Annotated in this window: 11 protein-coding genes; 1 reads left to right on the top strand and 10 read right to left on the bottom strand. The window is 70.1% G+C overall.

Annotation, left to right across the window (positions count from 1 at the left end):
* Positions 1–20: 20 nt before the first annotated feature.
* From nuoH to J2S57_RS14310, 9 genes are all read right to left on the bottom strand, one after another.
* Positions 21–1,343 (bottom strand): NADH-quinone oxidoreductase subunit NuoH, encoded by a 1,323-nt coding sequence (gene nuoH / locus J2S57_RS14350; RefSeq protein WP_307242806.1) that lies wholly within the window; start codon positions 1,341–1,343, stop codon positions 21–23.
* A 1-nt stretch (position 1,344) separates the two neighbouring features.
* Positions 1,345–3,981, bottom strand: coding sequence for an NADH-quinone oxidoreductase subunit G (locus J2S57_RS14345; protein WP_307242803.1), 2,637 nt, complete (start codon positions 3,979–3,981; stop codon positions 1,345–1,347).
* Positions 3,981–5,303: an NADH-quinone oxidoreductase subunit NuoF gene (gene nuoF / locus J2S57_RS14340; protein WP_307242801.1), complete on the bottom strand. Its 1,323-nt coding sequence runs from the start codon at positions 5,301–5,303 to the stop codon at positions 3,981–3,983. The genes J2S57_RS14345 and nuoF overlap by 1 nt, the downstream gene beginning before the upstream one ends.
* 6 nt (positions 5,304–5,309) lie before the next feature.
* Positions 5,310–6,215, bottom strand: a complete 906-nt coding sequence (nuoE, locus tag J2S57_RS14335; RefSeq protein WP_307242799.1) for an NADH-quinone oxidoreductase subunit NuoE — start codon at positions 6,213–6,215, stop codon at positions 5,310–5,312.
* Positions 6,215–7,549, bottom strand: a complete 1,335-nt coding sequence (locus J2S57_RS14330) for an NADH-quinone oxidoreductase subunit D (RefSeq protein WP_307242797.1) — start codon at positions 7,547–7,549, stop codon at positions 6,215–6,217. The genes nuoE and J2S57_RS14330 overlap by 1 nt, the downstream gene beginning before the upstream one ends.
* Positions 7,549–8,259, bottom strand: a complete 711-nt coding sequence (locus J2S57_RS14325) for an NADH-quinone oxidoreductase subunit C (RefSeq protein WP_307242795.1) — start codon at positions 8,257–8,259, stop codon at positions 7,549–7,551. Before J2S57_RS14325 ends, J2S57_RS14330 begins: the two co-directional genes overlap by 1 nt.
* Positions 8,256–8,810 carry a NuoB/complex I 20 kDa subunit family protein gene (locus J2S57_RS14320; protein ID WP_307242793.1) on the bottom strand — a complete coding sequence of 185 codons (555 nt, stop codon included), beginning with the start codon at positions 8,808–8,810 and terminating at the stop codon, positions 8,256–8,258. Before J2S57_RS14320 ends, J2S57_RS14325 begins: the two co-directional genes overlap by 4 nt.
* A gap of 78 nt (positions 8,811–8,888) precedes the next feature.
* Positions 8,889–9,248, bottom strand: a complete 360-nt coding sequence (locus J2S57_RS14315; RefSeq protein WP_307242791.1) for an NADH-quinone oxidoreductase subunit A — start codon at positions 9,246–9,248, stop codon at positions 8,889–8,891.
* 1,867 nt (positions 9,249–11,115) lie between these two features.
* A complete protein-coding gene (locus J2S57_RS14310; protein WP_307242789.1) occupies positions 11,116–11,805 on the bottom strand; it encodes a demethylmenaquinone methyltransferase in 690 nt (229 codons plus the stop codon).
* 215 nt (positions 11,806–12,020) lie between these two features.
* On the opposite strand from J2S57_RS14310, the gene J2S57_RS14305 reads away from it, so the two are divergent.
* On the top strand, positions 12,021–13,277 hold the full coding sequence (locus J2S57_RS14305) for an isochorismate synthase (RefSeq protein WP_307242786.1): 1,257 nt from the start codon (positions 12,021–12,023) through the stop codon (positions 13,275–13,277).
* Here the strand turns inward: J2S57_RS14305 and menD are convergent.
* The gene (gene menD / locus J2S57_RS14300; RefSeq protein ID WP_307242784.1) at positions 13,267–14,952 is read right to left on the bottom strand and encodes a 2-succinyl-5-enolpyruvyl-6-hydroxy-3-cyclohexene-1-carboxylic-acid synthase; all 1,686 of its coding nucleotides are present in this window, start codon (positions 14,950–14,952) and stop codon (positions 13,267–13,269) included. The genes J2S57_RS14305 and menD overlap by 11 nt on opposite strands.
* Positions 14,953–15,027: the final 75 nt, after the last annotated feature.

Raw genomic sequence — 15,027 nt, 5'->3', positions numbered from 1 at the left:
CACTCTCGTTCTCCTCGCGGTCAGCCACCGCGGACCTCCTCCAGAGCGGGTGTTTCCGGGTTGCTCGCGGGTGAGCCGTTGGTGCGGACGAGTTTCTGGCCGGGCATGGCCGGCACCGGGAAACCGCCCGCGAAGGGGTCGACCGGGATCTCCGGGTCGACGGGTTCCTCCTCGACCGGCTTCGGCCGCAGCATCTCGATCGCGAACCAGATCAGGGCGAGCACGACCACCGCGCCGACCAGGATCATCACCCGGTCGCGACGGTCGATGTCGCCGAACTGGTCCATCGCACGCACCACGGCCACGGCCATCGTCCACAGCAGCGCGGTCGGGATGAGGATCTTCCAGCCGAAGCGCATGAACTGGTCGTAGCGCAGACGCGGCAGCGTGCCGCGCAGCCAGATGAAGACGAACAGGAAGACGCAGGTCTTGCCGAGGAACCAGAGCACGGGCCAGTAGCCGGAATTCGCCCCGTCCCAGAGCGACAGCGGCCACGGCGCCCGCCACCCGCCGAGGAACAGCGTGGTCGCCAGCATCGAGACGGTGACCATGTTGACGTACTCGGCCAGGAAGAACAGCGCGAACTTCAGCGAGCTGTACTCGGTGTGGAAACCACCGACCAGCTCCCCCTCGGCCTCGGGGAGGTCGAAGGGCGCGCGGTTGGTCTCACCGACCATCGCGATCACGTAGATGATGAACGAGGGCAGCAGCGGCAGCGCCCACCAGATGTCCCTCTGCGCGTCGACGATCGCCGACGTGGACATCGAGCCGGAGTAGAGGAACACGCTGACCAGCGAGAGCCCCATCGCGATCTCGTAGGAGATCACCTGGGCCGACGAGCGCAGACCACCCAGCAGCGGGTAGGTCGAGCCCGACGACCAGCCGGCCAGCACGATGCCGTAGACCCCGATCCCGGCCACCGCCAGGATGAAGAGCACCGCCACGTTCAGGTCGGTGAGCTGCAGCGGGGTGCGGATGTCGGTGAACGGGATCTTCACCGTCGGCCCGAACGGGATCACCGCGAACGAGGTGAAGCAGGCGATGGCCGAGATGGCCGGCGCGATGATGAAGACGATCTTGTCGGCCGCGGCCGGGATGATGTCTTCCTTCAGGGCCAGTTTCACGCCGTCGGCCAGCGACTGCAGCAGACCGAACGGGCCGTTGCGGTTGGGGCCCGGACGCGACTGCATCCGGCCCACGACGCGGCGCTCGGCCCAGATCATCAGCAGCGTGGCCACCACCGCGATGACGAACAGCAGCACCGCCTTGAGTGCGATGACCCAGCCGTTGTCCTGCGAGAAGTCGGCCGTCGGGTTCTCGGCCAGCAGCACCAGGGATTTCACGTCAGGCTCCCATCAGCTGGTCGCTCGCGAGCCGCACCGAGACCGGAGAACCGTTGCCGGCCGCCAGTCTCGAGCGCACCGGGCTGCCCGGCGAGTTGCTCGGCAGCCAGACGACACCGTCGGGCATCGGGGTGACGGCCAGCGGCAGGGTGATCTCGCCCCGGTCGGTGGACACCGTCAGCTGCCCCGGAACCCCGGGTGTGACACCGAGTTCCGTGGCCGTGGCCGGTGAGACCCGGGCGACCGCCCGGTGCGCGGTGCCGGCCAGGTAGGGCTCGCCGTCCTGCAGGCGGCCCCGGTCGAGCAGCATCGACCAGGTGGAGAGCAGGGTGGTGCCGGCCGGGGCCACGGTGTGCGCCTCCGGCTTCGCGGCCCGGGCACCCTCCCAGGTGCCCAGCTGGGCCAGCTCGGCGGTGCCCGCCTGCTCGCCCTTCAGGCCGAGCCGGTAACCGGCCTCGGAGGCCAGCGCGTCGAGCACCTCGCCGTCGCTGAGCGCGTCCGAGGTGAGGGCCTGCGGGAACTCCCGGTACCGGCCCTCCCAGTTCACGAACGTTCCGCCCTTCTCGGCGGGCGGCGCCACCGGCAGCACGACGTCGGCGTAGGCCGTCACCGCGCTGGCCCGGACCTCGAGACTGACCACGAAGGACGCGTTCTCGAGGGCCGCGCGGGCGGCCGCCGGGTCGGGCAGGTCGTCGGGGTCGACACCACCGACCAGGAGACCCGACAGGGCTCCCCCGGCCGCGTCGTCCACCATTCGGGTCGCGTCCCGCCCGGGGGTCGCCGGCAGGCTGTCGACGTCCCAGGCCGCGGCGATGTCGACCCGGGCGGCCGGGTCGGAGACCGGACGGCCACCGGGCAGCAGGCCCGGCAGCAGGCCGGCCTCGACCGCACCGCGCTCCCCGGAACGCCGCGGCACCCAGGCCAGCCGCGCGCCGGAGCTCGCGGCCAGGGCCAGGGCCGCCTGGTAGGCGCCGGGCGACTCGGTCAGGCGGGGGCCGAGCAGGATGACCGAGCCCGGCTCGGCGACCGCGGCCGCGGCCTCCGGGCTGCCGAGCGCGGCGGCCTCCTGACCGGGCAGCGTCTGGATCAGCGTGCCGGACAGCTTGATCAGGCCCCGGCTCGCCCAGGGGGCGATCGAGGTGACCTTCTTGCCCTTGCGCAGCACCGACTTCCGCAGGCGCAGGAACAGGCTCGCGGCCTCCTCCTCGGCCTCCAGACCGGCCAGCAGCACGGCGGGCGCGCCCTCGACCGCGGCGAAGGTGACGCCCAGGCCGGAACCGGCCACGGCGTGCCCGAGGAACGCCTCCTCCTCGGCCGAGTGCGACCGGGCCCGGAAGTCGATGTCGTTGGTGCGCAGCACGATCCGGGCGAACTTGGCGTAGGCGTAGGCGTCGCCGACGGTCAGGCGACCGCCCGGCAGCACGCCGACACCGTTGGCCTCGCGGGCCTTCAGGAGTCCGGCGGCGGCCACCTCGATGGCGTACGGCCAGCTCACCGGTTCCAGCTCACCGGATTCGGGGTCGCGCACCAGCGGGTGGGTGAGACGGTCGGCGCCGGTGCTCCAGTTGAACGCCCAGCGGCCCTTGTCGCAGTTCCACTCCTCGTTCACCTCCGGGTCTTCCGCGGCCAGGCGCCGGGTGACCTTGCCGCGGCGGTGGTCGACGCGCAGCGCGCAGCCCCCGGCGCAGTGCTCGCACACGCCCTTGGTGGAGACCAGGTCGAACGGGCGGGCCCGGAACCGGTAGGCGGCGCCCGTGAGCGCGCCGACCGGGCAGATCTGGATCGTGTTGCCGGAGAAGTAGCTGGCGAACGGCTGACCCGACTCGTCGAGCAGGGCCTCCCCCTGGGTGGTGCGGGCGCTGTCGATGCTGTCGGCCGCGTAGGTGCCGGTGCGGTGGTCGTGCCCGGTGCCGCGGGACTCGTCGGTCGCGGTGCCCTGCGTCTGCGACTGCACGGTCGGCTCGAGTTCCTCCGACGTGCGCACCACCGGGTCGGGCAGGTCGACGTGGAAGTTCAGGACGCCCGGCGAGAACGTGCCGATCTGCTGGTGCGCGCCGCGCATCTGCAGGTCGATGAACGGGTCGCCGGCGATCTCCTTGGAGAACCGGGTGCAGCGCTGGCAGAGGATGCAGCGCTCGCGGTCGAGCAGGACCTGCGTGGAGATCCGGATCGGCTTCGGGAAGGTGCGCTTGACCTCGGTGAAACGGCTCTCCGGCTGCCCGTTCGCGAGGGCCTGGTTCTGCAGCGGGCACTCGCCGCCCTTGTCGCAGACCGGGCAGTCGAGCGGGTGGTTGATGAGCAGCAGCTCCATCACCCCGCGCTGCGCCTTCTCCGAGACCGCCGAGGTGAGCTGGGTCTTGACCACCATGCCGGGGGTGGCCGTCATGGTGCAGGACGCCTGCGGCTTGGGCATCGGCCGCACATTGCCCTCCCGGTCGGGCATGGCGACCTCGACCAGGCACTGCCGGCAGGCGCCGGCCGGGGCCAGCAGGGGATGGTCGCAGAACCGCGGGATCGCGATCCCCAGTTCCTCGGCCGCGCGGATCAGCAGGGTGCCCTTGGGCACGCTGACCTCGATGCCGTCGATGGTCAGCGTGACCAGATCGACCGCGGGCTTGGAGGGTTCGGTCACGGTCATCAGGCGTTCACTCCCGCGAAGAGCGTGGACTTCACCGGGTCGAAGGGGCAGCCACCCTCGTCCAGGTGGCGCAGGTACTCGTCCTTGAAATGCTTGATGGACGAGCTGATCGGGCTGGTCGCGCCGTCACCGAGGGCGCAGAACGAGCGGCCCAGGATGTTGTCGCAGATGTCCAGCAGACGGTCGAGGTCTTCCGGCTTGCCCGAGCCGGCCTCCAGCTGCCGCAGCACCTGGACGAGCCAGTAGGTGCCCTCGCGGCAGGGGGTGCACTTGCCGCAGGACTCGTGGGCGTAGAACTCGGTCCAGCGCAGCACGGCGCGCACCACGCAGACCGTCTCGTCGAAGATCTGCAGGGCCCGGGTGCCGAGCATCGAGCCGGCCGCACCGGTGGACTCGAAATCCAGCGGGATGTCGAGATGCTCGGCCGTGAACATCGGCGTGGACGAACCACCCGGCGTCCAGAACTTCAGCTCGTGGCCCTCGCGCATACCGCCGGCCATGTCGATCAGCTCGCGCAGCGTGATGCCGAGCGGGGCCTCGTACTGGCCGGGGCGCTTCACGTGGCCGGAGAGCGAGAAGAAGCCGAACCCGGCGCTCTTCGCGGTGCCCATGCCGGTGAACCACGACGAGCCGTTGTCGATGATGCTGGGCACGCTGGCGATCGACTCGACGTTGTTCACCACGGTGGGCCGGGCGTACAGACCGGCGACCGCGGGGAACGGGGGCTTGAGCCGGGGCTGACCACGCCGTCCTTCGAGGGAGTCGAGCAGCGCCGTCTCCTCACCGCAGATGTAGGCACCGGCACCGGCGTGCACCACGATGTCGATGTTCTGGCCCGAGCCGAGCACGTTCTCGCCGAGATAGCCCGCGGCGCGCGCCTCTTCGACGGCCTGCAGCAGACGGCGGTAGACGTGCACGACCTCGCCGCGCAGGTAGATGAACGCCCGCTCGGCCCGGATCGCGTGGCAGGTGATGATCGCGCCCTCGATCAGGTACTGGGGCGTGGCCATCATCAGCGGGATGTCCTTGCAGGTACCGGGTTCCGACTCGTCGGCGTTGACGACCAGGTAGCGCGGGTTACCGTCGGGCTTGGGCAGGAAGCTCCACTTCAGCCCGGTCGGGAAGCCGGCGCCGCCCCGGCCGCGCAGGCCGGAGTCCTTCACCGTGGTCACGACGTCTTCGGGGGTCATGGCGAGGGCCTTGCGCAGGGCCTGGTAGCCGCCGTTGCGCTCGTAGCTCTCGAGGGTCCAGGACTCGGCCTCGCTCCAGTGCTTTGACAGCACCGGGGTGAGAGTGACCGGCTCGCGCACAGTTTCCGTCATCGGACCTCAGCCCTTCTTCTCGGTACCGGTACCGGGGTCGCTCTCGCCCTGGGTGGCCTCGCCCGGGGGCTTGCCCGCCTCGGTACCCGCCCGGTTCTTCGTCGCCGGGTCGACCGCCGGGGCGTCCGAGCCGCTGGTCTTGGCGCCGCGTTCCTTCACGTCGGCGGCCGCGGAAGCGGTCGCCGACGGGGTGGTGACGCTCTGGGTGGAGTCGGTGTCGCTCTTCGGGGACCCGGCCGAAGGACCACCGGTGCCCGCGGGACCAGGTGCCTCCCAGCCCTTCTCGGCTGCCAGTACGGTTCCCCGCAGGGAAGCCTCACCGGCACCGACACCCTCACCGGCGCGTCCGTCGTTGAAACCCGCGAGCACGTGCGAGACCTCTTTGAAGGTGGGCACCTGGTTCGGGCCCCGCGTGGGCCTCACGACCTCACCCGAGCGCAGCCGGTCGCAGACACCCCGGGCGGACGACGGGGTCTGGTTGTCGAAGAACTCCCAGTTCACCATCACCACGGGGGCGAAGTCGCAGGCCGCGTTGCACTCGATGCGCTCGAGCGTGATCTTGCCGTCCTCGGTGGTCTCGTCGTGACCGACGCCGAGGTGGTCTTCCAGCGACTCGAAGATCGCGTCGCCGCCCATCACCGCGCACAGCGTGTTGGTGCAGACGCCGACCGTGTACTCACCGTTGGGGTGACGCTTGTACTGGGTGTAGAAGGTGGCCACCGCGGAGACCTCGGCCGTGCTCAGCCCGAGAAGCTGTGCGCACAGCGCGATTCCGTCGGGGCTGACGAACCCTTCCTCGCTCTGCATCAGGTGCAGCATCGGAAGCAGCGCGCTGCGCTCCTGGGGATAGCGGGCGATGATCTCGCGGGACTGCTCGGAGAGCCGTTCGACGGCTTCGGCGGAGAGTGCCATCAGCGGTCGACACCACCCATCACCGGATCGATGGAAGCCACGGCCACGATCACGTCGGCCACCTGCCCGCCCTCACTCATCGCCGCTGTCGCCTGCAGGTTGTGGAACGAGGGATCCCGGAAATGCGCCCGGTAGGGCCGGGTTCCGCCGTCGGACACGAGGTGCACCGCGAGCTCACCGCGGGGAGCCTCGACTGCCTGGTAGACCTGGCCGACCGGAACCCGGAAGCCCTCGGTGACCAGCTTGAAGTGGTGGATCAGGGCCTCCATCGAGGTGCCCATGATCTCCTTGATGTGGTCGAGGCTGTTGCCCATCCCGTCGCCGCCGATGGCCAGCTGGGCCGGCCAGGCGATCTTCTTGTCGCCGATCATCACCGGGCCCGGGCCGAGTTCGGCGAGCCGGTCGAGGCACTGCTCGACGATCTTCAGCGACTCCTTCATCTCGTTGATCCGGATCCGCATCCGCCCGTAGGCGTCGGAGGAGTCCCAGGTCTGGACGTCGAAGTCGTAGGTCTCGTAACCGCAGTAGGGCTCGGACTTGCGCAGGTCGTGGGGGAATCCGGTGGAACGCAGCACCGGGCCGGTGAGGCCCAGGGCCATGCAGCCGGTCAGGTCGAGGTGGCCCACGTCCTGCAGGCGCATCTTGACCAGGGGGTTCTCGTTCGACAGCTTCTCGATGTCGGCGATGCCCCGGCGCAGCAGCGGGATGTCCTCGCGGATGCGGTCGATCGCGCCGGGCGGCAGGTCCTGGGCCAGGCCGCCGGGGCGGATGAAGGCGTGGTTCATGCGCAGGCCGGTGATGAGCTCGAGCAGGTGCAGCACCACCTCGCGCTCCCGGAAGCCGACCGTCATCACGGTCAGGGCGCCGATCTCCATGCCGCCGGTGCCGAGGGCGACCAGGTGCGAGCTGACCCGGTTGAGCTCCATCAGCAGCACGCGGATGACGCTGGCCCGCTCGGGGATGTCGTCGGTGATGCCGAGCAGTTTCTCGACGCCCAGGCAGTACGCGGCCTCGGAGTACAGCGGGGCCAGGTAGTCCATGCGGGTGCAGAAGGTGACCCCCTGCGTCCAGCTGCGGAACTCCATGTTCTTCTCGATACCGGTGTGCAGGTAACCGATTCCGGCTCGCGCCTCGGTCACCGTCTCGCCGTCGAGCTCGAGGATGAGGCGGAGCACGCCGTGGGTGGACGGGTGCTGCGGGCCCATGTTGACGACGATGCGTTCCTCGCCGAGGGTCACCGCCTCCTCGGCGATGTCGGCCCAGTCTCCGCCGGAGGCGTTGAAGACCTTGCCCTCTTCGGGGTTGATCTCCGCGTCGATGGTGGATTCGGCCATCAGTTGTACGACCTCCTCGTGTCCGGCGGCGGCACGGTGGCGCCCTTGTACTCCACCGGGATGCCGCCGAGCGGATAGTCCTTGCGCTGGGGGTGACCGGGCCAGTCGTCGGGCATCTGGATCCGGGTCAGCGACGGGTGACCGTCGAAGATCAGGCCGAAGAAGTCCCAGGTCTCCCGCTCGTGCCAGTTGGCACTGGGGTAGACCTCGACGATCGAGGGGACGTGCGGGTCGGCGTCGGGGGCGGCGACCTCGAGACGGACCCGGCGGGTGTGGGTGATCGAGGTCAGGTGGTACACCGCCCGCAGCTCGCGGCCCTTGTCGTCGGGGTAGTGCACGCCGCTGACGCCGGAGAACAGCTCGAACCGCAGATCCGGTTCGTCCCGAAGGCTTTTCACGACCTGAAGGATGTGCTCACGGCGGACGTGGAAGGTGATCTCGTTGCGGTCGACGACCACGGTCTCGATGGCGGTGGCCGGGTCGGTGCCGGCGGTGCTCAGAGCCTGGGCCAGGGTGTCGGCCACGTCGTCGAACCACCCGCCGTAGGGACGGGGCGTGGGTGGAGGCAGGGCCACGCTGCGCACGAGGCCGCCGAAACCCGAGGTGTCGCCGGTGTCGCGGTTGCCGAACATGCCGTGGCGGGTGGTGATGACGTCGGCCGCCGGGGTGTTGACGGACAGCTCGCCGGGCTCTTCGATGCCGTCGGTCACCGGAGCAGACCCTTCATCTGGGAGGTGGGAATAGCCTTCAGCGCAGCCTCTTCGGCCGCGCGGGCCGCCTTCTCCCGGTTGACGCCCAGCGGCATGCTCTGGATCTGCTTGTGCAGCTCGAGAATCGCGTTGATCAGCATCTCGGGACGGGGCGGGCAGCCGGGCAGGTAGATGTCGACCGGAACGATGTGGTCGACGCCCTGGACGATCGCGTAGTTGTTGAACATGCCGCCCGACGACGCGCAGACGCCCATCGACAGAACCCATTTCGGCTCGGTCATCTGGTCGTAGACCTGGCGCACGACCGGGGCCATCTTCTGGCTCACCCGGCCGGCCACGATCATCAGGTCGGCCTGGCGCGGCGAGGCCCGGAAGACCTCCATGCCGAAGCGGCCGAGGTCGTAGCGCGGGCCGCCGCTGGTCATCATCTCGATGGCGCAGCAGGCCAGGCCGAACGAGGCCGCCCAGGGCGACGCCTTGCGCATGTAGCCGGCCAGCATCTCGACCGAGGTCAGCATGAAACCGCTGGGAAGCTTCTCTTCGATACCCATCTGATTCCCTCTATCCCGCCGCAGTCTTCGGGGCGCTCAGGCTCAGTGCCACTCGCAGGCTCAGTCCCACTCGCAGGCTCAGTCCCACTCCAGGCCGCCGCGGCGCCAGACGTAGGCGTAGGCGATGAAGACGGTGATCACGAACAGCACCATCTCGACCAGCGCGAACACGCCCAGGGAGTCGAAGGCCACGGCGAACGGCAGGAGAAAGACGCTCTCGATGTCGAAGACGATGAACAGCATCGCCACCAGGTAGTACTTGACCGGGAAGCGGCCACCCCCGGCGGCGTGCGGCGTCGGCTCGATGCCGCACTCGTAGGCCTCGAGCTTGGCCCGGTTGTAGCGCTTGGGCCCGGACAGCGAGGTGGCGATCAGCGAGAAGCCGGCGAATCCCGCGGCAATGGCCATGAGCGCCAGGATCGGAACGTAAGGGTTCACGGCAGCGGCCCTCCCGCACTTGTCGCCATTGACGAGCCCGGATCAGCCCGGGTCGCGCTCATCCTAGGGGCCTGCACATTCGCGGACGGAGCAGGGTCAACCGCCCCGTCGCGATTACAGGCGACCGGCCCGGAAGACCGGCCGAACGCGCTTGTGAAGTGATTCACGTGGCACAGCATACGACCAGAAGAGAAGGCGGCAGAGTGCCGGGGTACCGCTTTGGCCCGTTGTTCAGATGACTCCTGACCTGGGGTTTTACGAACGATCACAGTGACGTAATTCATTCCTGAATACGGTTGCCCCGCAGTGGTTTTCCAAGCCGCATGACACTGTCCCCGATTTAGGTGACAGAATCAGGTGCTAATTCGAAGGACTCGCGGCAGCCGCTCCGAGGACCTATGCCCTTGTTTTCGACACAGGGTGTCACTTCAACTCGCGCACCTACCCCAGCCACATCTTTTGTTTCGTCACGCTGTGCCAATATCAATCAGTCGTTTTGCTTGAGGTTTCACCGACAAGCCTGATGTGCGGATTTGAACTGCCCCACTTCGACCGTTCACCGATAACTCAGAAAACTGATGCCCCAAGGGCTTGCTATTTCCAATAGTCCCGGGATCCCCCCGGACCAAAGTCCCGATTCGGAACCCCAACCCCAAACCTGCTTGCGGACGCGTCGCCCCACCCCTGAGGCCACCTCCAGTCGGTCACGCCCCACCGGTCATCCAAACCAACCCCCCAACGACCTGCCGCAACGCCAAGGGTCGGCACGACAACCAGCCCGGCACGACAACCAGCCCGGCACGACAACCAGCCCGGCACGACAACCAGCCCGGCACGACAACCAGCCCGGCACGACAACCAGCCCGGCACGACAACCAGCCCGGCACGACAACCAGCCCGGCACGGCAACCAGCCCGGCACGGCAACCAGCCCGGCACGGCAACCAGCCCGGCACGGCAACCAGCCCGGCACGGCAACCAGCCCGGCACGGCAACCAGCCCGGCACGGCAACCAGGTCGGTGCGGCAACCAGGTCGGTGCGGCAACCAGGTCGGTGCGGCAACCAGCACGACAACCAGCCCGGCACGACAACCAGGTCGGTGCGGCAACCAGGTCGGTGCGGCAACCAGGTCGGTACGGCAACCAGGTCGGTACGGCAACCAGGTCGGTACGGCAACCAGGTCGGTACGGCAACCAGGTCGGTACGGCAACCAGGTCGGTACGGCAACCAGGTCGGTACGGCAACCAGGTCGGTACGGCAACCAGGTCGGTACGGCAACCAGGTCGGTACGGCAACCAGGTCGGTACGGCAACCAGGTCGGTGCGGCAACGTGTGCTGCTTTCGATTATCGATAGTCGATAATCGAAAGCAGCACACTCGCCGATCCGGGCCAGACCTGACTACGCGCACCAGCCACCGACCAAACCGCCTGCCCTGCAGGTGGGCATGCCATGCAGGTGGGACTCGGCGACTGCTTTGCGCGACGGCTGATGTGACGCGGCCCGGGACGTTCCGGAGCCACGCCGCTCAGCCGGAGCTTGGCCCTGCTGGCAACGCAGAAAGGCCAACGCTGGACGGTCGACGCAGGGCAGTCGACGCAGGGCAGTCGACGCAGGGCAGTCGACGCAGGGCAGTCGACGCAGGATGGCCAGCTCGAGGCGGCGACGCTAGGCGGTCGACACAGAGGGGGCCAGCTCAGAGCGCGAACTCGCCGGGGGTGTCCGGGGCGCCTGAGCCGACCCGGGTGGGTGGTGAGGGGTGGGGGGTTGGTGCCGACGCGTCCTCAAGCAGCGGGGTTGGGGCTGGACGCGACGGTGCCCCCGGCCGTGGGACCGGGGGCACCGAAAAGCAGGAACGGTTCTGCGGCTCAGCGATAGGCGCGGTGCAGGGCCACGATGCCGCCGGACAGGTTGCGGTGCGAGACGTCGCTCCAGCCTGCGGCGTAGAGCTTCGCGGCGAGGCCCCGCTGGTCGGGCCAGGCCCGGATGCTCTCGGCCAGGTAGACGTAGGCCTCGGGGTTGGAGCTCACGGCCTTGGCGACCTCGGGCAGAGCCCGCATCAGGTACTCGGTGTAGACCACGCGCCAGGGCGACCACACCGGGTGCGAGAACTCGCAGACCACGAGCTTGCCGCCCGGCTTGGTGACGCGGCGCATCTCGGCGAGCGCCCCGTCGACGTCGACCACGTTGCGCAGGCCGAACGAGATGGTGACGGCGTCGAACGAGGCGTCGGCGAAGGGCAGGCGGGTGGCGTCGCCGGCGACGAAGGGGAGGTCGGTGCGGCGGTTCTTGCCCACGCGGAGCATGCCCAGGCTGAAGTCGCAGGGCACGGTGTGCACCCCGGCGTCGGCGAACGGCTCGCTCGAGGTACCGGTGCCGGCGGCCAGGTCGAGCACCGTCTGCCCGGGCCGCAGATCGAGGGCCTCGGCGACCAGGCGCCGCCAGCGCACGTCCTGGCGCATGGCCAGCACGGTGTTGGTCAGGTCGTAGCGAGCGGCGACACCGTCGAACATGCTCGCCACCTCATGTGGCGTCTTCTCCAGACCAGCGCGGGACATGCCTCTGATGCTCCCACGCGCCACCGACAATCGCCCCACCGTGTCCTGACGTGTGCGTCAGGCAACCGTTCGGGCGCAGGGTGCGCGAGTTCACAATGCACCGCAGTCCCGCAGGCCACGGGCTTGATCACGGGTCACCCGGGGCGTCCGGGCATGATCCAAGGGTGGCCCCGGCGGGATCCGACGCCCGAACCGCTCCTAATCTTGACGTCATCATGACCACTGCCCCCGCCCTGGCACCCCTGGTCGCCCGCACCGTGGCGATCTCCGATCCCGGCCCCCTGCTCGCCCTGCTGCCGCCCGGCCCGTCACTGGCCTGGGTGCGTCACGGTGAGGGCCTGGTCGGATGGGGCGAGGTCCTGCGGGTGACCGGCCACGGCGAGTCCCGCTTCGACACCGCCGCCCGTACCTGGGCCGAGGTGGCCAAACGCGCGGTGATCCGCGACGAGGTCCGCCTGCCCGGCACCGGCCCGGTCGCCTTCGGCTCGTTCGCCTTCTCGCCCAGCTCCCCCGACGGCGGCGCGCTGATCGTGCCCGAGGTCGTCGTGGGTCATCGCGGCGGCACCTGGTGGCTGACCACGATCAGCGCCGACGGCGCCCTGCCCACACCGGTCACGCTCACGCAGCACGAGCGGATCATGCAGTCCCCCGAGGGCACCGTGTTCACCTCGGCCCGCGAGCCCCGGGAATGGATGGACGCCGTCACCGAGGCGATCTCCCGGATCAAGGGCGGCGAGGTGGAGAAAGTGGTGCTGGCCCGTGACGTGGTCGCCCGCACCGCCGAACCCGTCGACCCCCGCGACCTGATCAGCCGCCTCGCGAACGGCTACCAGAACTGCTGGACCTACAGCGTCGACGGCCTGGTCGGCGCCACCCCGGAGATGCTGGTCAAGCTGGAACGCGGCCTCGTCACCTCGCGGGTGCTGGCGGGCACGATCCGGCGCACCCAGAACGACGAGCAGGACCTGGCCCTGGCCGCGTCCCTGGCCCGCTCGAGCAAGGACCTCGAGGAGCACGAGTACGCCGTGCGCTCGGTCGCCGAGGCCCTGGCCCCGCACTGCACCACGACGAACGTGCCCGACTCCCCGTTCGTGCTGCACCTGCCCAACGTCATGCACCTGGCCACCGACGTCACCGCGGTGCTGGCCGACGGCACCACGTCCCTCGACCTGGCCGCGGCACTGCACCCGTCGGCCGCGGTCTGCGGCACCCCCACCCCGGCCGCCGCGAAGCTGATCGAAGCGGTCGAGGGCATGGAACGCGGACGCTACGCCGGTCCGGTCGGCTGGGTCGACGCCGCCGGCGACGGCGAGTGGGGCATCGCCCTGCGCTGCGCCCAGCTCGACGCCGAAGACCCGCACCGCTTCCGGCTCTTCGCCGGCTGCGGCATCGTCGCGGGCTCCGACCCGGCCTCCGAGCTGGCCGAGTCCGAGGCCAAGCTGCTGCCGGTCAAGGGCGCCCTCAGCCGATAGCGGCCCTCAGCGCGTCGTTGAGCTCACGGTGCCGCGTGCGGTCGATCCGCACGTGCACCACCGAGATGCCGATGATGGACGCGTCGAGCACCTCCCGCAGCTGGGTCACCTCGTCGACGGGCTGGTAGGCGACCGAGTAGGCCGCGCACAGCGCCTCGACGTCGATCTGCTGGGGAGTGCCGAACACCCGCTCGTAGTGCCGGTTCTGCTTCGCACCGGCCCCCGCCCGGGCACCGTGCTCGAGCGTGGAGAAGATGCCTCCGCCGTTGTCGTCGACCAGCACGATCTGCACGTCCGGGCAGGGCTCGTCCGGCCCGAACAGCAGGCCGTTGGCGTCGTGCAGCAGGGTCAGGTCACCGATCAGCAGCCGGGCCGGGCGCTTCGTGGCGAGCGCGACCCCGAGGGCGGTGGAGACCGTGCCGTCGATACCGGCCAGGCCCCGGTTGGCCACGATCCGGGCCCCGTTCGGGATGCGCCCGACCAGGTCGAGGTCGCGGATCGGGTTGCTGGAGCCGGAGATCAGCAGGTGCCCCGGCCGGGTGGCCTCGGCCGTGGCCCGCGCGACCAGCTGCCCGGTGAGCCGCCCGGCGCCGTCGAGCACCGCGTTCACGGCCTTCTCGGCGGCGTCTCCCGCGGAAACCCACTCGCTGAGCCAGATCTCGTCGGCCTGGTGATCCTCGGCCACGGCCACGGCGGGCAGTACGACGGACGCCTGACGTCCGGCGTCGCTCCAGTCCGGCCGCGGTGACACGACGAGCACCTGTACCGCGCCGGACGAGAGCAGCCGGGTGACCGGCCGCGACAGCGTGGGCCGCCCGAACACCACGACCCGCTCGATGCGTCCGCCCAGTTCGGTGCCCAGCACCAGGCGGTAGGGCGCGACGGTGGCGTGCTCACGGACGCCGGACGAGGGTTCGGCGAGCAACGGCCAGCGCGCGCTCGCGGCCAGCGCGGCGGCCTCGGGCCCGGCGCCGTCACCGGCGAGAACGACCGTGCGCAGGCCACTGTCGAGGATGTACGGGGCGGGCGGCACCGGTGGGGCGACGCGGGTGAGGCCGGTCTCCCGCTCGTCCGGCCCCGGCACCAGAGGCTCGGGCCACGACCCCGGCTCGCCCTCGTCGGGCGTCAGCGGCTCGAGGAAACCGACGTTGAGCTGGACCGGCCCGGGCTGGTGCCCGATGCGGCCGAGAGCGGCGGCGAAGGCTCGCGAAGCGACGTTGCGCCAGCCCGCGACCTGCCCGGCGCGGTGCCCGGTGGGAGCGGGGACCTCGCCGAACCAGCGCACGGCGGAGCCGAAGATCTTGGCCTGGTCGGTGGTCTGGCTCGCCCCGGTGCCCCGCAGCTCGTGCGGACGGTCGGCGGACAGCACGATCAGCGGCACTCCCGCGTGCGCCGCCTCCAGCACGGCCGGATGCAGGTTGGCCACGGCGGTGCCCGACGTGGTGACGACGGCCGCCGGGGCGTTCTCGTCGCCGCGGGACAGTCCCAGGGCCAGGAATCCGGCCGTGCGCTCGTCGATGCGGACGTGCAGCTCGATCGTGCCGGCGTCGGCGGCCTCGGCCAGCGCGTAGGCCAGCGGGGCCGAGCGGCTGCCCGGGCAGAGCACGACGTGCCGCACGCCGAGACGCGCGAGCGAGTCGACGAGGACGGTGGCCAGGGCGGTCGACGGGTTCACCGGGCAATCACGCGTCCATGCTCCCAGGTGTGCCCCCGGCGCCTGTCCCCCGACCCCCTTCGCGCGGTCGGGTGG

This window comes from Kineosporia succinea, from assembly GCF_030811555.1.
GTDB classification, from domain to species: Bacteria; Actinomycetota; Actinomycetes; order Actinomycetales; family Kineosporiaceae; genus Kineosporia; species Kineosporia succinea.
Note: the sequence above shows the minus strand (reverse complement) of the source record. Positions and strands in the feature narration are given on the sequence as shown.